This window comes from Flavitalea flava, assembly GCF_054461575.1.
This window is the reverse complement of sequence record NZ_JBTLQH010000043.1, coordinates 1-20,494: the sequence shown is the minus strand read 5'-3', so window position 1 is coordinate 20,494 and position 20,494 is coordinate 1. Positions and strand designations below refer to the sequence as shown.

At 47.3% G+C, this 20,494-nt stretch carries 23 protein-coding genes; 15 read left to right on the top strand and 8 right to left on the bottom strand.

What is annotated here, in order from left to right; genetic code table 11:
- Positions 1–23 precede the first annotated feature (23 nt).
- The 4 genes from ACX0G9_RS25845 to ACX0G9_RS25830 are packed head-to-tail and all read left to right on the top strand — an operon-like array spanning position 24 to position 7,298.
- Positions 24–2,996, top strand: coding sequence for a SusC/RagA family TonB-linked outer membrane protein (locus ACX0G9_RS25845; protein ID WP_459067864.1), 2,973 nt, complete (start codon positions 24–26; stop codon positions 2,994–2,996).
- Between the two features lie 18 nt (positions 2,997–3,014).
- Positions 3,015–4,646: a RagB/SusD family nutrient uptake outer membrane protein gene (locus tag ACX0G9_RS25840; RefSeq protein ID WP_459067863.1), complete on the top strand. Its 1,632-nt coding sequence runs from the start codon at positions 3,015–3,017 to the stop codon at positions 4,644–4,646.
- A gap of 60 nt (positions 4,647–4,706) precedes the next feature.
- The gene (locus ACX0G9_RS25835) at positions 4,707–5,837 is read left to right on the top strand and encodes a SusE domain-containing protein (RefSeq protein ID WP_459067862.1); all 1,131 of its coding nucleotides are present in this window, start codon (positions 4,707–4,709) and stop codon (positions 5,835–5,837) included.
- A 51-nt stretch (positions 5,838–5,888) separates the two neighbouring features.
- On the top strand, positions 5,889–7,298 hold the full coding sequence (locus ACX0G9_RS25830) for an alpha-amylase family glycosyl hydrolase (RefSeq protein ID WP_459067861.1): 1,410 nt from the start codon (positions 5,889–5,891) through the stop codon (positions 7,296–7,298).
- Positions 7,299–7,306: 8 nt separating this feature from the next.
- Here the strand turns inward: ACX0G9_RS25830 and ACX0G9_RS25825 are convergent, their stop codons facing one another.
- The gene (locus ACX0G9_RS25825) at positions 7,307–8,431 is read right to left on the bottom strand and encodes a branched-chain amino acid ABC transporter substrate-binding protein (protein ID WP_459067860.1); all 1,125 of its coding nucleotides are present in this window, start codon (positions 8,429–8,431) and stop codon (positions 7,307–7,309) included.
- A 126-nt stretch (positions 8,432–8,557) separates the two neighbouring features.
- Between ACX0G9_RS25825 and ACX0G9_RS25820 the strand changes: the two genes are divergently transcribed.
- Positions 8,558–9,370, top strand: a complete 813-nt coding sequence (locus ACX0G9_RS25820; RefSeq protein WP_459067859.1) for a hypothetical protein — start codon at positions 8,558–8,560, stop codon at positions 9,368–9,370.
- A 95-nt stretch (positions 9,371–9,465) separates the two neighbouring features.
- Here the strand turns inward: ACX0G9_RS25820 and ACX0G9_RS25815 are convergent, their stop codons facing one another.
- On the bottom strand, positions 9,466–9,882 hold the full coding sequence (locus ACX0G9_RS25815; protein WP_459067858.1) for a hypothetical protein: 417 nt from the start codon (positions 9,880–9,882) through the stop codon (positions 9,466–9,468).
- 45 nt (positions 9,883–9,927) lie between these two features.
- Here ACX0G9_RS25815 and ACX0G9_RS25810 point away from each other — a divergent pair, with 45 nt between their 5' ends.
- From ACX0G9_RS25810 to ACX0G9_RS25790, 5 genes are all read left to right on the top strand, one after another.
- The gene (locus tag ACX0G9_RS25810; RefSeq protein WP_459067857.1) at positions 9,928–10,686 is read left to right on the top strand and encodes a DeoR/GlpR family DNA-binding transcription regulator; all 759 of its coding nucleotides are present in this window, start codon (positions 9,928–9,930) and stop codon (positions 10,684–10,686) included.
- A 26-nt stretch (positions 10,687–10,712) separates the two neighbouring features.
- Positions 10,713–11,471: a helix-turn-helix transcriptional regulator gene (locus tag ACX0G9_RS25805; protein WP_459067856.1), complete on the top strand. Its 759-nt coding sequence runs from the start codon at positions 10,713–10,715 to the stop codon at positions 11,469–11,471.
- A gap of 40 nt (positions 11,472–11,511) precedes the next feature.
- A complete protein-coding gene (locus ACX0G9_RS25800; protein ID WP_459067855.1) occupies positions 11,512–12,612 on the top strand; it encodes a flavin-containing monooxygenase in 1,101 nt (366 codons plus the stop codon).
- A gap of 93 nt (positions 12,613–12,705) precedes the next feature.
- On the top strand, positions 12,706–13,161 hold the full coding sequence (locus tag ACX0G9_RS25795; RefSeq protein WP_459067854.1) for a PA2169 family four-helix-bundle protein: 456 nt from the start codon (positions 12,706–12,708) through the stop codon (positions 13,159–13,161).
- A gap of 156 nt (positions 13,162–13,317) precedes the next feature.
- A complete protein-coding gene (locus ACX0G9_RS25790) occupies positions 13,318–13,740 on the top strand; it encodes a nuclear transport factor 2 family protein (protein WP_459067853.1) in 423 nt (140 codons plus the stop codon).
- Between the two features lie 19 nt (positions 13,741–13,759).
- On the opposite strand, the gene ACX0G9_RS25785 is transcribed toward ACX0G9_RS25790, so the two are convergent.
- Entirely contained in the window at positions 13,760–13,978 is a 219-nt protein-coding gene (locus tag ACX0G9_RS25785) for a hypothetical protein (protein WP_459067852.1), read from the bottom strand.
- Positions 13,979–14,094: 116 nt separating this feature from the next.
- Between ACX0G9_RS25785 and ACX0G9_RS25780 the strand changes: the two genes are divergently transcribed.
- Both ACX0G9_RS25780 and ACX0G9_RS25775 read left to right on the top strand, forming a co-directional pair.
- Positions 14,095–14,520, top strand: a complete 426-nt coding sequence (locus ACX0G9_RS25780; protein WP_459067851.1) for a hypothetical protein — start codon at positions 14,095–14,097, stop codon at positions 14,518–14,520.
- A gap of 109 nt (positions 14,521–14,629) precedes the next feature.
- Positions 14,630–15,523, top strand: coding sequence for a haloalkane dehalogenase (locus tag ACX0G9_RS25775; RefSeq protein ID WP_459067850.1), 894 nt, complete (start codon positions 14,630–14,632; stop codon positions 15,521–15,523).
- 7 nt (positions 15,524–15,530) lie between these two features.
- Here ACX0G9_RS25775 and ACX0G9_RS25770 read toward each other — a convergent pair whose 3' ends face one another.
- Positions 15,531–15,854 (bottom strand): hypothetical protein, encoded by a 324-nt coding sequence (locus tag ACX0G9_RS25770; RefSeq protein WP_459067849.1) that lies wholly within the window; start codon positions 15,852–15,854, stop codon positions 15,531–15,533.
- A 169-nt stretch (positions 15,855–16,023) separates the two neighbouring features.
- Here ACX0G9_RS25770 and ACX0G9_RS25765 point away from each other — a divergent pair, with 169 nt between their 5' ends.
- Positions 16,024–16,746 (top strand): DUF2278 family protein, encoded by a 723-nt coding sequence (locus ACX0G9_RS25765; RefSeq protein ID WP_459067848.1) that lies wholly within the window; start codon positions 16,024–16,026, stop codon positions 16,744–16,746.
- A 99-nt stretch (positions 16,747–16,845) separates the two neighbouring features.
- Positions 16,846–17,742 carry a haloalkane dehalogenase gene (locus ACX0G9_RS25760; protein WP_459067847.1) on the top strand — a complete coding sequence of 299 codons (897 nt, stop codon included), beginning with the start codon at positions 16,846–16,848 and terminating at the stop codon, positions 17,740–17,742.
- A 175-nt stretch (positions 17,743–17,917) separates the two neighbouring features.
- Here the strand turns inward: ACX0G9_RS25760 and ACX0G9_RS25755 are convergent, their stop codons facing one another.
- The 3 genes from ACX0G9_RS25755 to ACX0G9_RS25745 all read right to left on the bottom strand — a co-directional run bounded on the left by ACX0G9_RS25755 (position 17,918) and on the right by ACX0G9_RS25745 (position 19,540).
- Positions 17,918–18,418, bottom strand: coding sequence for an Abi family protein (locus ACX0G9_RS25755; protein WP_459067846.1), 501 nt, complete (start codon positions 18,416–18,418; stop codon positions 17,918–17,920).
- A 293-nt stretch (positions 18,419–18,711) separates the two neighbouring features.
- Complete coding sequence (locus tag ACX0G9_RS25750; RefSeq protein WP_459067845.1) at positions 18,712–19,281, bottom strand: hypothetical protein; 570 nt, start codon at positions 19,279–19,281, stop codon at positions 18,712–18,714.
- On the bottom strand, positions 19,265–19,540 hold the full coding sequence (locus ACX0G9_RS25745; protein ID WP_459067844.1) for an AlbA family DNA-binding domain-containing protein: 276 nt from the start codon (positions 19,538–19,540) through the stop codon (positions 19,265–19,267). The genes ACX0G9_RS25750 and ACX0G9_RS25745 overlap by 17 nt, the downstream gene beginning before the upstream one ends.
- Before the next feature lie 207 nt (positions 19,541–19,747).
- Here ACX0G9_RS25745 and ACX0G9_RS25740 point away from each other — a divergent pair, with 207 nt between their 5' ends.
- Positions 19,748–20,158 (top strand): hypothetical protein, encoded by a 411-nt coding sequence (locus tag ACX0G9_RS25740; RefSeq protein WP_459067843.1) that lies wholly within the window; start codon positions 19,748–19,750, stop codon positions 20,156–20,158.
- 3 nt (positions 20,159–20,161) lie between these two features.
- Here ACX0G9_RS25740 and ACX0G9_RS25735 read toward each other — a convergent pair.
- Positions 20,162–20,494, bottom strand: a 333-nt coding sequence (locus ACX0G9_RS25735) for a ribosome maturation factor RimM (RefSeq protein ID WP_459067842.1), incomplete at its 5' end; no start/stop codon positions are given.

Genomic DNA, 20,494 nt, shown 5'->3' with positions numbered 1-20,494 from the left:
CACGTTCACTCAATATGCCATATATGAATGTATCATTTGCACCAAAACTGCTACTGCTCGGGACCTTCTGCTGTCTGGGTCTGCTGCGGCTAAACGCACAGCAACCAGCCGGGGCCGTTACAGGCCCTGTTACCGGAACCGTTAAGAATGAAAAAGGAGAACCGGTCGAATCCGCATCCGTCCAGGTACTCCATAAAGGAAAAGGGGTGTATACCGGAAAGACCGGCGCCTTTTCCCTGCTGGCCTCACCGGAGGACAGCCTGCTGATAACTTCCGTCGGTTACGAAAATCTGCGCACCAGGGTCCAGGCCGTGATGAGCCTGGTGCTTCGACCCTCTTCCTCCACTATCCTGAACGATGTGGTGGTGATCGGTTACGGTTCCACCCGCAAGAAAGAGTTGACCGGGTCCATAACGACCGTCAATTCCAAGGACTTCCAGATGGGGGCCATTACGACACCGGAACAACTGATCGCCGGCAAGGTAGCCGGGGTCTCGATCACATCCAATGGAGGAGCGCCCGGAGCGGGGAGTACGATCCGGATCCGTGGAGGCGCCTCTTTGAATGCGAGCAATGATCCGCTGATCGTTATCGACGGACTGCCCTTCAGCGGTAATAATATCTATGGCTCCTCCAATGCGCTGAGCCTGGTGAATCCCAATGACATCGAATCGTTCACCGTGCTCAAGGATGCAGCGGCGACGGCCATTTATGGTTCCAGGGCTTCCAACGGGGTGTTGATGATCACTACTAAAAAAGGAAAGGCCGGCTCACCGGTGCTGAGTTTTACCACACAGGTGTCCCTCGCCAAACTGATCAAAGAAACCTCCGTGCTGTCATCCGGCCAGTTCCGCCATTTGGTGGATAGCCTGGGCAGCGGGACCTATGACGGTACACATACGTATAAGTCACTCCTTGGCAGCGCCAATACAGACTGGCAAAAAGAGATATTCCGGGCAGCCATCAGTACGGATAATAACCTGAGCCTGACCGGAGCGGTGAAGAACATGCCCTACCGGGTCTCCGTCGGTTATCTCAATCAGGAGGGTATCGTGCGGACCGATAATCTGCAGCGTTTTTCGGGAGGCATATCCCTGAGCCCCCGTTTGCTGGACGGAGCCCTGAAGATCGATATCAATCTGAAAGGAGCCCTCAGCAAGGCGCGGTTCGCGAACGGATCTGCCATCCAATCCGCTATCAGCTTCGATCCTACCCAACCCGTACACGCCAAAAACGAATTCGGCAATTATTTCGAATGGGCGTCCACGACCGGTTCTACGGTAACCCTCACCAAACTGGCTACCCGAAATCCCGTATCACTGCTCGATCTTTATCATAATCAAAGCGAGGTCCAGAGAAGCTTCGGCAGCGTGCAGATCGATTATGCACTGCCCTTCCTGCCCGATCTGCATGCCAATGTGAACCTGGGTTATGATGTCGCCAAAGGCAGCGGAACGATCAAGGTGCCCGCCTATGCCGGTCAGAATTTCCTGGATACGGGTCAGAACAACCAGTACAGAAATTCGATCGCCAATACGGTAGCCGAATTCTATCTTTCCTATGACAAAAAATTGTCTTCCCTCAAAAGCCGTGTGACAGCCACGGGAGGATATGGTTATTATGATAATCTCTCTAAGAATTATTTTTATCCTTTTGTCCAGGCTACCGGACATGTCACCCAAGGCACCAATCCGCCGCATCCTTATGACAAGCCCCAAACAGTACTGCTGTCTTATTACGGAAGACTGGTCTATTCTTATGACGACCGTTATTATCTCGCCGGTACCATTCGTACGGATGGTTCTTCGCGGTTCAATCCCGATGTGCGCTGGGGGGTATTTCCTTCGGCAGCCTTCACCTGGAGGGTCAGCCAGGAGCAATTCCTGAAGAACAATACCACTCTTTCCGATCTGAAACTGCGGCTGAGTTATGGCGTAACGGGTAACCAGGACGGCATCGGCGCCTATCCATACCAGGCAGTTTATTCCACCGGAGATAATAGTTCCAGGGTACAGTTCGGGGATTCTACCTATAATATGGCTTCTCCCGGCGCTTATGACGCGAATATAAAATGGGAGACGACGACCACCTATAATGCCGGTCTCGATTATGGATTCCTGCAAAACAGGATCACGGGCAGCATCGATTTTTACCAAAAGAAAACAAAGGATCTCCTGAATATCGCTCCGGTGGCAGCGGGCACCAATTTCAGCAATACGCTGCTGACCAATGTCGGTAATGTGGAGAACAAGGGCGTGGAAGTACAGATCAGCGCCAACCTGGTGAAAACACGGTCTTTCAGCTGGGATGCCGGCTTTAATGTGGCGTATAATAAAACCACCATTACCAATCTTACTGCATCGAAGGACCCCTCCTTCCCCGGAACGCTCTATGCCAATAACGTGCAGATCAATGCCGTGGGATACGATGCCGGCTCTTTTTATGTATACCACCAGGTCTATGAGAAGACAGGACGTCCCATCGAAGGTGTCTATGAGGACGTGAATAAGGATGGCCTTATCAATACGCAGGATCTTTACAAATATAAATCCCCCTTCCCCAAATGGATCATGGGTTTCAGCACCCAGTTCACGTATAACCGCTGGACGCTGAGCACGGTGCTTCGGGCGAATGTGGGCAATTATATGTATAACAACGTGGCCCAGGGCGCCAACAAGGCCAGTATCTTCAATACCCTGGGGTTCCTGTCCAATACGCTGACCGATGTGCTGCATTCGCAATTTATCAATGGCCAGTCGCAATCCGACTATTTTGTACAGAATGCATCTTTCCTCAAAATGGATAACCTGGGGCTCAGCTATAAACTGGGGTCGGTATTCCGTCAGCATGCGAGCCTCCGTATCAATGCCAATTGCCAGAATGTTTTCACGGTGACAAAATATACGGGCATGGATCCGGAGATCTATGGCGGTTATGACAATGTCCTTTACCCAAGACCAAGGGTCTATGTGTTAGGGGTAAACCTTCAATTTTAATTGTTTAATACCAAGTATATGACCAACAAATTACGCTTTACCAATAATCGGCCGGCCGTAGCCATGCTCTTTGCGACTGGTCTGATCCTTAGCCCGGGGCTTTTTTCTTCCTGTTCGAAACAACTGGATCAGCAGCCTTTGAATTCCAATACTGCGGCGGTTCAATATACCACGCCCGGCGGGTACAAACAGGTCCTTGCCAAAGTATATGGAAGTTACACCCTGGTCAGCAGTTCGGGTGCAGGCAATTCGGATATAAATGTGGCGGGTATATCGGATCCTGCCACCACGGATTTCCTCCGGTCCTACTGGAATGCCCAGGAGCTGACCACGGATGAGGATATTTGCGCCTGGAATGATGGCTTTCTGCAGAATTTTCACAATTTCAACTGGACATCCGCCAATATCTATTTAACAGCCCTGTATAGTCGCTGTTTGTTCCAGATCACGGTCGCCAATGAATTCATCCGCAATGCCTCGGAAGATGCCATCAACAGCCATGGTTTCTCCGTGTCAGACATAAAGGAAATCCGTCATTACCGCGCCGAAGCCCGTTTCCTCCGGGCTTACCAGTACTGGGTGCTGATGGATCTGTTCGGTAATCCTCCCTTCGTGACGGAGAAGGACCAGATCGGCAAATTTTTTCCGAAGCCCTTGAAAAAAGCAGAGCTGTTCGGTTATATCGAGTCAGAGCTGAAGGCGATCGACACTTCGCTCGCCGCACCCCATCAGAATGAATACGGCCGTGCGGACCAGGCGGCAGACTGGGCATTGCTCTCCCGTCTTTATCTGAATGCGGAGATCTATCTGGGTTCGGGAACAAAAAAATATACCGAAGCAATAACCTATTCTTCCAAAGTGCTGAATGCCGGCTACTCGCTGATGCAGCAATACAGGAATCTTTTCCTGAGCGATAATAATCTGAACAATCCCGAAGTGATCCTGCCGATCGCCTATGACGCAAGCAGCGCCCAGAATTTCGGAGGTACGACCTTCCTGATCTGCAGTTCGCACAGCAATGTACCTGCAGACAATGCGGCCTATGGCATTCCCGGCGGCGGATGGAAAGGCAACCGGAGTACCAAGGCCCTGCCCCAGCAATTCGGGGATTACAGCGGCAATGGTGACAAACGGGCTATGTTCGGTCCCGGTACGGTGGAAATATCCGATCCGATCACTTTTGACTTTGGTATTGCCGTATACAAATTCAGCAACAAAACTTCGGCCGGGACCACGCCGTATTCTCCCAATGGCGTTCTCTGCAGTACGGACTTCCCGCTCTTCCGGGTGGCCGAGATGAATCTCGTGTATGCGGAAGCGGTACTCCGGGGCGGCAGCGGAGGCGATGCGGGAACGGCTCTTACCTATGTGAACCAGCTTCGTGAACGGGGATATGGAAATGCGAATAACGATCTGACCAGCCTTACCCTGCAGGATATATTAAATGAAAGACAGCGGGAACTGTATTGGGAAGGATTCCGGAGAACCGATCTCATCCGTTACGGCCTGTTTACCGGCAATACCTTTCTCTGGCCCTGGAAAGGAGGAGTTGAGGCAGGAACGGCAGTGGACGCCCACTTCGCCCTTTTTCCCATTCCTTCGACGGAGATCATTTCCAATCCCAACCTGGTGCAGAACCCGGGATATTGATGGTGCGTTGCGGAACAGCCGGTATCGATTCATTGTTCATGATTTATAAATACGATTTTTATGCAATTACCGATAAAAAAATTCCAGGGTCATTTGACAGCTATCGCTGTCGGGATGATTATGTTTATCCTGGTACTGGCCGGTTGTAAAAAAGATGGCCAGCCCATTATCATCAAACAGGCCGTATTCCCCGCCAGCGCCCTGACGGCGAGTACGGACAGCGTAGGGCTCAGTGTTGCCAACAGCGGAGATACCGTGATCCGGTTCAAATGGCCGGCCGTGAATAATGCCAGCCAGGTCCTGATTGGTTATACCTTGCAGCTGGATAGGGTCTCTGATACCTCCGGAGCGGCAGGATGGGCAAAGGCCAAAAGTTTTTTGGCCGGTGTGAATGGTCTCAGTTGGGCATTCCTGGGTAACGATCTGAGCAATTTTGCTTCTGCCATGGGATTCGGTCCCGGCAGCGTCAATCCGGTTGCCGTCCGGGTAATCAGCAATGTACAGCAGGCCGGCGGATCGAATTCCACGGTCGCACCTGTTTATTCCAATTCGCTGGTCTTCCTGGTCACGGTCCCCAAATTCCCGCCCTATCTTTTTATTCCCGGCGGTTACCAGGGCTGGAACCCCGGTGCTGCCCCTACGCTTAATTTAAAAGGAAGCACAGGTCTCTATGAGGGCTATGTCAATATCACCGGCGGCGGTATCCAATATTTCAAGTATACCAATTCCCCCGACTGGGATCATACCAACTATGGCGATGGCGGAAATGGCACGTTCAGCACGGACGGCAATGCAGCCGGTCTCTCCGTTCCCAATGACGGTTATTATGAATTGACGGCCAATCTGAATACGAACACCTGGACGGCCACGGCGGTGACCTGGGGTATTATCGGAGATGCTACCCCAGGTGGTTGGGGTTCGGATACCCAGATGACCTATGATGCGAACAACCAGGTATGGACAGTGACGGCTGCTATGAAACAGAACGGGAGTTATAAGTTCAGAGCTAACGGTGGGTGGACGATCGATTTCGGGATCGACAATAGCGGCAACCTGGCTTATGCCGATAACCCCTTCTTTGGTTATACAAACGGGCTCAACAATTTAACCGTTCCGGCGGATGGCAATTACACGATCACGCTGGATCTGCATATTTCGGGTCAATATTCCTATAAAGCGGTGAAGAATTAGAAAGTAGTGAAGAATTAAATAGCGATGAAGAATTAAAAAAATAAGATGCGAATGAATTTTATATATTTTATGGGGGTGATCCTGGCCCTGGCTTGTCATAAGACAGATCCCCTTGCGCCGGTAACTCCACCGGATCCGCCGCCCGCTGATACCGTCATCCAACCTGCGCAATACGGTACGCCGTATGCGCAGGTTCCGGATCCTTATAATGTCATTATGTACCAGGTAAATTTCCGGGCCTTCAGTGCTGCAGGGAATTTTGCCGGGGTGCAGGCCAGACTGGATTCCATCCGCGCCTTAGGCGTGAATACACTTTATCTGATGCCGGTCTATCCGGTCGGGGTTCTCAAATCGGTGAACTCTCCTTATTGTGTCAGGGATTTTATGGGGGTGAATCCTGAATTCGGAACCCTCGACGGTCTGCGCACGCTGGTAACAGAAGCGCACAAACGCAATATGGCCGTGCTCTTCGATTGGGTAGCCGATCATAGCTCCTGGGACAATGCCTGGACCAGCAATAAGGCCTGGTACAAACAGGACGGCGCTGGCAATATTATCAGCCCGCCGAATACTGGCTGGAACGATGTAGCTGCGCTTAATTTTTCGAATACTGATCTCCGTAAGGCAATGATCAGGGCAATGCAATTTTGGGTATATCAGGCCAATATAGATGGTTATCGTTGTGATGCCGCTGATTTTTTACCGTTTGATTTCTGGCAGCAGGCGATCGACAGTCTGCACACTATACCTGGTCATAAATTGTTATTGTTTGCAGAAGGAACGCGTAAGGATCATTTTTCAGCAGGTTTCCAGTTGGAATACGGAATGGGTTTTTATTACAACCTGGTGAATAATGTATATGGCAAACAAGGTTCCGCTACTTCCCTCGATTCGGTTAATAAGGTTGAATATTCGAATGCCGGTGCGAACGACCAGGTCGTACGATATATTTCCAATCATGATGTCGACAACAGCGATGGTACACCCTTGGATCTGCTCGGCGGCAAAGCCGGTTCTTTGGCGGCCTTTGTCGTGAGTGCGTATATGAATGGTGTGCCCATGCTCTACAACGGGCAGGAGGTTGGTTGCCCGGTTAAACTGAATTATTTTAATAACAGCACCATCATCGATTGGACGCTCAACCCAGATATGAAGGCCGAGTATAAACGACTCCTGTCTATTCGCGCCGGCAGCGGAGCGCTTCAACAGGGAGATTTGGTCACCTACAGCAATGCAGATGTTTGTGTATTCACGAAGACCTTCAACCAACAAACGGTTTTGGTGATCGTCAATCTTCGTAATGCGGCTGCTTCTTTTACTATGCCGGCTGCCCTGACGGGTGCCGGTACGGGTACAGGAATTTCCTGGACGAATGTTTTTAATGGAAGCGGTCTGAATGTAGATGGACAAGGCAGGGTAAATCTACAAGCCTATCAGTATATCGTGCTAAAAAAACCCTGACCGTGATTTCAAAGCGATGGAATTTTAGCCAGATCGGGGCTTACTGCCCTGTTGATACAGGCATCTTCTACAAATTTGCCACCCTTCACTATGTTCAGCCGGGTTATGGCGTTGGTATTATCGCCGTTATGATCCCATACCAGTGGATTCGGATTGGCAATGCCCCTAAAGGAAATTTGTTTCAAGGTTTCGATGATCTCTCTCCGGCCAGGAAGCCTGCCGGCAGAAACAGGGGTTTGTTCCATGGCCTTAATCAGTACACTAGCCGCGTCATAGGCATTCAAGGCATAATTAATAATGGGGCCGTATCGGGCTTCATATTTTTTGGCAAAATCCAGGGAACCCTCTACATCTCCTATCGCGGAAGATGCTGACAGGACCAAAACACCTTCCCCCTGTTCTGCTGCTCTACCTGCCGGTTCTAAAAAATTAAGCCGGTCCCAGCATCCGTCCCCGGTAGCCAGCAACTGGTTATATCCCGCCCTGCGTATGGCTTTTAACAAATAAGCGCCTTCAAAACTGCCGCCATAAAAGACCAGATCGATGTCCTTTTTCTTAAACGAGGTCCTGATCAGTTCGTCAAAATCCTGTTCTCCTTCGTAAACGGTCAGACTATCGACGATCCTTCCGTGTTCCCGCATAAAGGCCGTCTCAAACTGACCGGCCATGCTATTGCCATAGGGAGTATGGGTCTTAAAGATTATTGCTTTTCTTTTGTTCATCCCGTGGTACAGATAATGACTGATCGCTTCAGCCGTATGATCGTCCCGGTTAGTATAGCGGTATACATTAACAAATTGAGAACTGGTCAATACGGGGTTGGAGGCTATCGGCGCAACCAGTGCCAGGTCGTTTTCCTGGCAGATCTTTGCGGCTGCGATACTGGTGTCGCTTCCATAATGACCGATCACACCGCAGAGATCGGATTCTCCGGCAAAATAGCCCGCAATTTCCTGGGCATTTATCACTTTGCCGGCATCATCCTTTACAATGGCCCTGATCGTTCTTCCCGCTATTCCCCCCTGGGCATTTTTTTCCTCAATGGCCAACTCGATAGCCTGTTTCATTTCCTGGCCTAAGGTAGCAGAGGGTCCGGAAAGTGGGCAGGCAATGCCAATGGTAATGGTTTCCATGTCCTGTAAAAAGCAAAGGATATGCCACCGCCCCTTTAAGTTTGGCCATGCTGTCAAAGTTTGGCCAGGCACTCATTTTCCCATTCAAGGTTTTAACATTATATTCAGGCTAAATCCCGGGTATTCATGAACCGTAAAATCCTGATCCGGCTCTTGCCGGTCTGCTGCTGCTGGCTGTCCATTTTTCTTTCCCTGGGTCTTCAGGGACAGATCCTGAATATCGACAAAATCGATACCTCTGCCTATGACCACCGGACAAAAACCACTTTTAACCTGAGTTCGGGTCTGGAGATCGACAAACAAAACAAAACCTTATACGATGCCACGAACACGGCCGAGATGATGGTACAAAAATATAAGGAGCTGTTTATTTTTGCCGCCAGTTACCGTTTCACGTATAATGGTCCGGATGATATCCTGAATGCCGGTTATTTTCATCTGCGTTACCGGCATGGTTATAAGAATAAGGTTCAGCCGGAACCCTTTGTACAATATCAATGGGACAACAAACGGGGCATTTTGAGTCGTGCCCTGGCCGGCGCGAATGTCCGCTATAATTTTTTTAAAGGAGACCATTTCGATCTCAATTGCGGGCTGGGTCTGATGTATGAATATGAAAAATGGAATTATGCCGGGGTCGATACCGTCAAGGTTCCGGTACATGCCGTACCCATCGTCAACCGCCTGATCAAACTGAATTCCTTTCTCCGCCTGGACTGGAAACCAAATGGCAACAACGATATTACGTTCAATGTTTTTCTGCAGACCCGGCCCGATCGTTTTCAGCCAAGGATCGCCCCGCATATACGCTGGGACATAAAGGCGGGTAAACATCTTGGCCTCTCCATCATCTATACCGGTTTGTATGATACGCGGCCCGTCGTTCCGATCGATAAATTCTATTATAGCCTGAGCAATAGTATCCTGTTAAGCTTTTGAATCTATCCGGATCAGAGAGTTCAGCAGGTTCAGCGGGTTCCGCGGGTTCAGAGAGTTCAGAGAGTTCAGAGGGTTCCGCGGGTTCAGGAAAATAGTCAGGCCATCGCTTCCGGATCGGTCAGTATCTTCAGTTCGGCCAGCAGATCCTCCAACCGGTAATAGACCGGAATACCGAGTTCTTCCGCCTGCCGGACATCCCCATCGGCGCCTTTGGAGGCCCCTTCCAGCCGTAAGATGGCGTAACATTTTCTTATAATTCTGGCCGCTACCGGATAAAGAATTTCTTCATAAATAGGATCTCCCAGGTATTGAGAACCAGCCACTTTTAACAAAGGCAGGGCATACCACTCTCCTATTACCGGTAAATGACCCGCCCGGAAAATGGGGAGGGCTGCCTCTTCCAGTTTCCGGAGATTTTTTTCCATTAAAACTGGATCGTCATTGGTTCCGGAACGATAGGGACCGGCGATCAGGATCTGCAGGGGGAATAATTTATTTTCCACAATGATCATTTTTGATTAAATTTGATTAATTTAGATCAAGTTAAGGTATTAGCTATGACATTTCAAAAAAGAAAACAATTAATTCTTCAGGCCCTCGATGAAACGGGTGAGGCGGATATACACCAGCTGGCGCTGGACCTGGAGACTTCTGAGATCACGGTACGAAGGGATTTGAACAGACTGGCAGAGGAGGGAATGTTATCCCGTACACATGGAGGAGCCATGAAAATCGATCCGCTCATCAATTTAAAAGCCTTTGAGAACAAAACTGCGGTAAATGCCAAGGCCAAGGATGCCATTTGCCGGAGAGCGGCAGAAGAAATTAACGACGGGGATATTCTTTTTATGGATTGCGGCAGCACCGTATTCCGTTTGTGCCCTTTTATCCGGAACAAAAGGATCAAGGTGATCACCAATTCCCTACCCGTTATCTACGAATTACGGGAATCGGCGGTTACGCTGAATATGATCGGAGGCGAGGTCGACCGGGACAGGCAAGCGATACACGGAAAGATCGCCGAAGAACATATAACCCGGTATAAGGCGACCAGGGCCTTTCTGGGGGTAGATGGAATTTCCCTCAACGGCTTGTTTGCCAACAGTGAAAAAGAGGCGTCCATTACCCTTGCTTTTGCAGCCCGAAGCAAAAACACTTATATGCTTTGCGATGCCGGAAAGATCGGCAAAGAAGCATATTTACATTTTGCCGGTCTGGACCTTGTCCATACCTTGATCACCGATCACCCGGAGCAGGGGGGGCTGCTGGACCGTTATCGTTCGAAAGGAGTGACGGTGCTGACGGTAAAGGGGTGATGACGCTCATTTAAAAATGTTAAAAAATGCCAGCTTTTATTTTTCAATCCGATCTTATCGGGCAATCCGGAATACCGGATGATTTTTTTGAGGATGCCGCCAATGAAAATTGCAGCATCTTTTTAATCACCTGTCACAGTAATATAAAATTACAAATGATGGGGGCCCCCTGCGAAAGGATCACCGGATATCTTTCGGATGAGTTCGATAAAGGCGGAATGAATTTTTGGTTTTCACTCATCCATCCGGAAGACCTGGCGCGGGTAACGGAAAAGATCATCGCCGGTCATGAAGAATTATTGACCCGTAATCCTCAGGCCATTTCTCCCGTTCGTCTCCATTATCGCTTAAAAAGGGGTGACGGTGAATGGGTAAGACTTCGGGATACACGTTTCCTTTTGTCCTATGGAAAAAAGGCCGTGATCGACGAGATCCTGTGCAAGATGGAAGTACGCCCTTTTGAAGAAACAGGGGACGACCCCCTAGAATCTTTGTTACATGAGGACAGATCCTGCAATCATATGCTGGAAGTCGCCGTTCAGCACCAGGCAGCTACCCGTAAAACTCCAAATGCCGACCCTGTTCAACCTAAGCAACAACTGACCCGGCGGGAAAAGGAGATCCTGCAATTGATCGGGAATGGCCTCTCCACCAAAATGATCGCGCATACCTGTAAAATCAGTATTAATACCGTCGAGACGCACCGGAGGCACCTATTGGAGAAATTAGAAGTGAAAAATTCCATGGAGCTGATCAAAGAAGCTTCGAAATGTTCACTGCTCTAACGAATCACGGTTTTCTGCGATTGTCCGGCAACGGTTATTCATGGACTTTTGCGGGATGAATACCCATACCATTATCATCGGTGCAGGTCAGTCCGGCCTGGCCACCGGCTATCATCTTCAACGTTTGAAAATAGATTTCCTGATCATCGATGCCGCAGCCGCGATCGGCGATGCCTGGGCGAACCGATGGGATTCTTTACGTCTTTTCACCCCCTATTGGGCAAATGATCTGCCAGGTCTTCCTTTCTCCGGCAACCAGGATCTCTGTCCAACCAAGGACGAAATGGCCGCTTATCTGAAAAAATATGTTGCCCATTTTGACTTGCCGGTCCGTTTGCAAACCAAGGTGAGGGATCTTGTTAAAAAGGAGGACGGTTATCTGATCACGCTGTCTGATGGAAAAACACTGAGTTGCCGGAACGTGGTAGTCGCAACCGGCAATTATTCCATCCCCAAAATTCCGGCTTTTGCCCGGGAGCTCGATCCGCGTATTGTGCAATTACATTCTTCTGTATATAAAAAACCTTCAGGACTTCCAGAGGGAGCGGTATTGGTTGTGGGTGCCGGCACTTCAGGTCTCCAGATCGCCCTCGATCTGGTAAGGTCCCGGAGACGGACCTATGTCGCCGGAAAACCTCCTGCCCGGATTCCCGATTTTGCCCTCCGTTATGCAGGCAGATTGTTTATCTGGATGATGCGCAATATCCTCACCATTCATACCCCGATGGGGCGCAAGGTTCGCAACGCAATTAAAGTGCAGGGGGCAGCAGCACCGCTGATCAATATTTCTCCGCAAACCGTTTATGAAGCCGGTGTGGTACCACTCCCCAAAATAGAAGGCGTCCGTAATGGATGCCCTCTATTGCCGGATGGCCATACGCTGGAAGTTTCCGGCATTATCTGGTGCACGGGTTACAACAGGGATTTTTCCTGGATCCGCTTACCCGGCGTGACAGATGAAACAGGTTATCCGCTCACTTACCGCGGCATTTCGCAAGGTCACAAAGGTTTGTATTTTACCGGTATGGCCTTCCAGTATTCCCTGGCTTCCGCCCAGATTGGCGGCGTGGGAAAAGATGCTGCTTATATTGCCCGTCATATTAACAAAACGATGGCAAAAAATGGGGAGCGGTTCGTGTAATTAATTCCCCCGGCGGAGGCCATTTTTCTCCTTGTTTTTATCTTACACTGGGGTGGCATGATTTTACCAGGTAGATATCTAAAATCTACGAATATGCAAAACAATGAAAAAACAATCGAAGTCCTGAATGACCTGATCCAGATAAACAACGACCGCATTACAGGATATGAAAGAGCTATTAAAGAGACCAAGGAAGAAGATAAAGACTTAAAGGTTTTATTCGTTTCCATGATCGCCGAAAGCCATAAAATAAAAATTGCCCTCGCCACGGAAGTTCAGACACTTGGCGCAACCGTTGAACAGGGTACTACCACCAGCGGCAAAATATACCGGGCATGGATGGACGTCAAGGCCATCTTTACCGGGCATGACCGTCATACCGTACTGCAAAATTGCGAGGCCGGGGAAGATGCCGCACAAGAGGCTTATGATTCAGCCTTAGAGCATGAAGAATTACCCGCCTTTATCCGGGATCTGCTGGTTGGCCAACAAAAGGATCTTAAAGATTCCCATGACGAGATCAAATCCCTGCGTGATCAGTACGCATAAGCGATGATCAAATAGATCCGCTCTTGTAGTAATCACGCGCGAAGGAGATCAACTCCTGGTCAGCATAAAGGACCAAGATGCGTACGCAAAAAAGCAGCATTCAGCCGTTGGCAAGATGGTAGGATGCTGCTTTTACTAAATTTAAAAAGGAAATCTATGACAACCAAAAATCATGCGGTAGTAAAAGAAACTTCCAGGGATTCTGCCGTAATTATAGAAACCAGTGCTAAAAATATTGTGCTCTCTTGTGTAGACGCCCTAAATAAGGAAGAGTTCAGGACGGCCAGAACCTTTGCCAGTGACGATATGGTCTTCGAAGGCGTGCTTGACTCCCGGAACGGAGCCGATGCCTACTTCAAGGATATGGAAAAGATGAAGTTTAAATATGCCATTAAAAAAGCCTTTGAAGAAGGTGATGATGTCTGTCTTCTTTATGATCTCGACATGTCCGGTTTAACGATCTTTGGATGCGGATGGTATCATGTAAAAAATGGAAAGATCAATTCCGTCAAAGTAGTTTTCGATCCGCGCCCGGTTTTGGAACAGGCTGCCGCCAAAAAACCGGAGCCAAATACCTGAGCTCCGGCTTCTTTACTTGTTACTTTTTTATTGAATCGCGTTTGATCTGGGCACTGTCCTTCTTATAGGCTGTATCTGCCAGCGAAGAATTCGTTGCGCTTGAATTATCAGGTGCCGGACTAACGACGGAATCCTGTGAAGTGCTGACAGGCTTGGATTCATTGCTGCCGCAACTGGTAAGCGCGAAGGCTAGCATAAATGAAAAAGCGGCTGTGCCTATTTTGGTACGTTTGTTCATGATTTGTTTTTTTTGTGGGTAAGATTATTCATTTTAACTCCTGTAGGGATCTTTAAAAACCATGCCAATTTTTGGTGGCACAGGAATTGAATAACTAACGCAAACAAACGCTACCCATGTATACGACCATTGTAAAAGATCAGGACCAGGCCCTTTGTCATTTATTTTTTCATTGTTGTTTGGAAGATGAGATTTTTACCGGAAGGGAAATGGACGATCTTTCCGAAAAACTTGTCCTGTTGGGTTTAACGCCCAGAATGGCGGTAAAGGAGGAATTGATCAGATACCGGTCCTACAAACCTTCTATTACCGATGAGCAGGAATATATCCGTTACCTGATCCTGAAGATTAATCCCGTCAATGATCTGGCTCTATTTTCCTACTGCACGGAATTATGTCTTAACAATCCATCCATCGATCCAAAAGTGGAATCCCTGTTAATAAAGATCGGTACCGCCCTCGCCATCGCTTCCTCAGAACAGACGCTTATTAAAAAGCTGGTCGCTCAACGAAAGGCGGTGGAATTGCAGAAGATATTCTGATCCATTCTGATCATACATTCTGATCATGCACTTATCATGCACTTATCATGCATCTAATCTTGTATTCTTATCCCGACGGAATATTTCAATCTCATTATTTAACATCATTATGAAAAAACCTGAAATTTCAACAGAGGACGCCTCTTATCGAAAAAGGATAACAGTACTTGATACGGATATGGCCTTCATTGATGTCGGAGAAGGCGACCCGATCGTTTTTTTACATGGTAACCCGACCCCATCCTATCTATGGCGAAATATTATTCCTTATTGTCTGCCCTTTGGACGGTGTATTGCACCAGACCTGGTAGGGATGGGTAACTCAGGGGCTATGCCTGACGGCTCTTATCGTTTGGTAGATCATCAGCGATACCTGGATGCCTGGTTCGAGGGAATAGGAATAAAAGACAATATTATCCTGGTAGTGCACGACTGGGGATCGGCACTTGGATTTACCTGGGCTCAGCGTCATCCTGAACGTATAAAAGCAATCGTATATATGGAAGGCATTGTCCGGCCATTTCATTCCTGGGACGAATGGCCTGAAGTAACAAAGGCTTTTTTCCAGGCGCAACGTACGCCAGTTGGAGAAAACATGATCCTCCGGCAAAATCTTTTTATCGAATACCTTCTTCCTCTACGGGGTATTTCTGAAGAGGTCCTGGAAATCTACCGGCGTTATTACAGAAACCCTGGGCCTTCCCGCCAACCCATGCTTACCTGGACCAGGGAGCTGCCGATCGAAGGACAGCCGCAAGATGTCGTCGCCGTTGTCGAGTCCTATTCCCGTTGGCTCTCTGTAAGCCCTATTCCAAAACTATTCATTAACGGAGATCCATCCGGATTCCTTATCGGTGCACAACGGCAGTTCTGCCGGGCATGGCCGAATCAACAGGAAATCACCGTGAAGGGAGCACATTTTTTACAGGAAGATGCTCCCGAAGAAGTTGGAAGCGCGATAGCCGGCTTTGTAGCCAAAGTTCTTTCCGGGCAAATTGCGTAAGGATGATCTATATTTTGGCAGGATCCGTATCTGCAAATGTTTGTAATGTCAAAGAATCTTTATCCGATGCTTCCTTCCTGTCAATGGCCAGACCTATGGCCTGACTGATTAGCGATTCTTTTTCGCTGTCCCTATGGACCCAAAATCCTTCTAATCGTTTGATTTCGACAGCAGGCAAAACTGTTCCTTCCCGATGATGCTGTGTATGAAAGTTCTGAACTACATAAAATGGAGATTCCGGGTTCCCCTGCACTTCCGCGGTGAGTGGAACAATAATGGAGGAGCCGTCTAAGGCATACTGAAATGTAATAGTAAAAACAGGCTGATTCATTTTTCTACGGTTAAGGCGTCAAGGCTGAGGCTTTTACTTTACTGGTCCAAATTTATTTAAATTTTTCGAAATAGTTGAATTAAAAAAGGTATTTATACCCATTCGGGAATTATCAAATCATTTTACCTTTCTATGGACTTATAGTTCTATGATCTAAAAACCCGTCTTTATGCCCATCAAAAATTACTCGCTGTTGAAATGCAAGCCTTTGCAATACGGGATTGGCGGAGGTCACCCTCCCGGAGGAAAACCGAAACAAACCGATCATCCTCATTTCCAGATACTGGTGGAAGGGAAAAAAGGAAAGCTTCACCGTGTAGCCGTGGATATTGTCTCGGATGAAGAACATGGCAATAAGGGTGCCTCACTGATCCGTTTGAAATATGTCGACAAATTCAAACTGCCGGGTCTGACATCACTCCTGACGAGCAGCAAGGTAAAGGCCGGTTTTAATGCCTTACCGTCCAAACCAGGGGGCCTATCGCTTGATTTTGTCCGTTTGAAAGGATTGGTTAATACAGCGGATATGAAGAGCATGCCATTCTATCAAACAGGCCCGAACAACGATATACAGGATCTGCTGACCCATCTTTTCGATGCCGCCATTAATGGCGGGAATATGCTCTTTGCCTTTGGCGCCGCCTGGACGGATAATTCACAGGTCTTTTTTGCGGGTGAGAACGGCGGTATTCATGATATTCATGCCAACCAGGGTAATCCTGCAAAGGGAGGCCATTCCCGTGATAATGGGATTTGGCAGGACGGCGCACTGTTACTTTTTGATCCGGCCAAAAAAACATGGAAGGCGGTGTTTATGGCCTTTGATAGTCAATTCACCGGGAATATGATTCAAACCGATGATCATGGGAATCAATTGGGGGCGAAGAAATGAGGGGCGGGAATCTGGCCTAGCAGGTAAATGAAAACTGGTCTATCTAACTAGTCCAACAAAGATAGAATTTTACGGTATATTCTTTAAAACACCGTAATTATGTCTGTCTTAGCCAATGCTGTCCATCCGGCCGTTTCGCCCATTGATCCTCATCCCAGGGAACAGTTGACGATCGATGGTGTGGAAATGAGTTATATAGACCTGGGCAGCGGGGATCCCATCGTGTTCATACATGGCAATCCCACTTCGTCCTTTTTATGGCGTAATGTCATTCCCCATGTCGCCGGACAAGGACGTTGCCTCGCCCCGGATCTTATCGGGATGGGGAGATCCGGAAAGGAGCCTTCCGGTCAGTATTCTTTTTTACGCCATGCAAAATACCTGGATAAATGGTTTGCTGCATTAGATCTCGATAAGGTTACCCTGGTTTTGCACGACTGGGGTTCGGCACTTGGATTTTACTGGGCTTATTGCCATCCGGCAAAAGTGAAAGCGATCTGTTATATGGAAGCCATCGTCCAACCCCGGGAATGGCAGGATTTTCCCAATGGCAGGGACAACATCTTTCGCGCCATCCGTTCAGAAAAAGGAGCCAATCTGATCTTCGATGATAATTTTTTTATCGAAACGGCCTTGCCGAAAAACATTCTTCGCACCCTTAGCCAGGAAGAAATGGATGTTTACCGCCAACCTTTCCTGGAAAAAGAACACCGCCTGCCGACCCTCGTATTCCCAAGAGAATTGCCCATCGAAGGCAATCCGGTTACGGTGGCCGGTATTGTACAGGATTACGGTCAATGGATGGCCAGAACTACTTTCCCCAAATTGCTGATCGTTGCCGAGCCGGGATCAATTTTGGTAGGCCGCGCACTTTCTTTTTGCCGGACCTGGGCGAATCAAAAAGAAACAACGGTGAAAGGAATTCATTATATCCAGGAGGATTCGCCGAATGAGATTGGAATGGCCTTGTCAGAATTTATAGGATCATTAAAATAAAACTTTATTCCTATCCTTCGAAAAAAAAGTTCTGTCACATTTGAGTCACAGATCCCGGAAGCCCCTGATTTTACATCATGCTTCTGGTTTTTTTTATCCTGATCTGAACTAAATACAATCTATTCTTTTTAAAATATTACTAATATGATCAATTCCATAAAGCAAAGAACCTTCATCAATTTCGAAGGAGGTTTATCTTTTCAAGTCGAGAAAAAACATAATTGTGATCATATTTAATTGCAAAAGTACTTTTGGGCTTGGCAGGGAATATAGTAAGTAATGTTTGACCACCGACATAAAACTGATGACGAGCGAACATGTATCGCCAAAAACCAAAATCCATTTCTGCTATTAATTTGGGATGTGAATAAATACTTAATTTCCGTAAGGCATCTAGTAAAATAGATGGTGTTTTTCCACAGTGTCGATTATTGAACATTCCCCCTGGCAAAACAGAATCCCTTAACCAATCTATTCCTACCTTTTTTGAATAATGTTGATCTATTTTATTTCTTAAGGCTACCTCAAAGCAGCTTATTACAGTGAATAACTCCTGAGTTAATTTTAGATTTAAGCGGTACAATGCCATTGCCTTACGGGTATCACCCTTGCAAGCGGCTAAATACCTGCTCATTCTCGAAGCCGACATGATTTCTTGAAAAACCTTGTATTTCATAATCACAAAAAGAATTGTAAAAAAGTAAAAAATCAGTTACTTTTGTATCATACAGTTCCCGGAAGCCCCTGATTTATTTCATGCTTCCGGGTTTTCGATTTTTACACCTCCTTTCATGCAAGCAAAGTGCTTTTTATTGCTTTCGCAATGGAGTCCCCTTTTTCGTCCATTATATAATACTTAATAATGACTAATTATTCAGTCATTATCGGCAAATCTTACGGATAATGACTGGAAATTCAGTCATTTGGTGATCTTAGTAACAGAAAGCCCCCGGGCTATCTAAAAATGCCTCATGGACAGGTATGGTCATAAGGGAAATTAAAATTACGGAGTGCCTGTGCCTGGTAACTTACTTTCCGAACCAATTCTTTTACCACATAGGTCTTAAAATATCCCAAAACCTCCTTTAACTGATATTGAAGTGGCCCTTTAAAATAAATTTCCGAAAAATCACTATCGGCAGTCGGGGTTTGGAAATTAACCATCTCGATCTGTGCCATGGGAAATATCTTTTCAGGATGAGCACTAAAGAACATCAGGGCAAAATTTTTGGGTCGGATAAATTCATCGGGTCCCTGAACCAGATTCATTTGCCGGCAAATAGTGAGAAAAGGGGCATTATTGACATCCTCAAAAAGTTTGCTTCCTGCGTCCTGTAAAAAAGCCATGATCAAAGCCGGAGACAAATCTTTATAGGTATGCTGATAATTGATCCGGTCGTCAAAAGGAATGGCGGCAAACCGAAGCAATTCCTGCTTTTCCTCCTTATTGGGTTTTACGGTATTATTAAACTTCCGGATATAATAGTTCCGCGGGGCGGCCTTTGTAAAACTATCGGGCGCTTCATAAGGTCTGTCCATACCACCCGGACACCATATGACCAGGATAAGTTTGCGTTGGAAAGTAACCGTCCAATCCTTTGGGCGGAAATACGGGTCTTCCTTCCCTCTCTGCAATCCCAATTACAATATACCCGCCACCCAGATTTCTGAAGTCATTGGCGAAGGCACAAATAGTGTGTAGGATATCCAGTTCGTTCCATCCCTCTTTAAATTCGATTCGTTCCCATTCAACCACATGGCCATGAAGAAGATCATCAATATTAATTGGCAATGACATAAAACTTGATTTAAGATCGTAAAACTACGTACTTCGGATCTGTCATGTATAACCCCAACGGGCATTCTTTTGTACAAATGGAGAAAAAAAGCAGTGCAGAGGACGTGCAAAAATAAATCCAGGATCCGGCTAGTACTAAATAAAATCTCAGGTGTTTTTATTATAAGAAGATTTAATTAACGCTGTAACCTCATTAAACCACTTACCATGAAAACTGGCAAACCCCTTACTCATGAAAACCCTGGTATTTCATCTTACCTGAGCCTGATTCAACTCGACCAACCCTTTTTTGAACTGATCAAAGGGAAATTATATGATTGCCAGGTTGAACATCAACATGGAATCGACGACGCGAGCATTATTCCGCTGGCTTTTGAAAAAGGGAAGAACCGCCTGTATGTAATGACAGATGCCCGGAGATTATTGGGGATAAACTCAACCTTCGTGTACAAGATTATTAACATGGATTTCGACTATATGTGGCAGGATGGTATCCACAGTGATTGCACATTTGATTATTCTGTCCTGACGATTCCCTGCGCCACCCACCAGGATGGGACCCTGATAGATTTTAGCGAGCTGCAGTATTTTGATTTTGTACTAACTAACGAGCTTTAAATTTTACCGGTAAACATCCAGCAGCCCATCCGGAAGAATCACATAGACCTTCTTATTGCGTTTGTCCAGTTTTTGAAGCGTATCCTCATGGATAGGAATGAGAGCTTCCTTGCCGTTAAGATCGATCATACAAAGAACCTGGTGCGGCTGCTCGATCACTTCCAAAATCTCACCTAAATCCTGTCCGTCCTGGTAAAGATGAAAACCAACCATCGAAATGGGAGCTGATTTACCGGCAAACTGGTCAAAATCAGCTTCGGAGAGCCAGACTTCCCTGGAAAGGATTTTTTTGGCGGCTTCTTTGGAATCGATGCCTTCCAGTTTGATATACAGGTC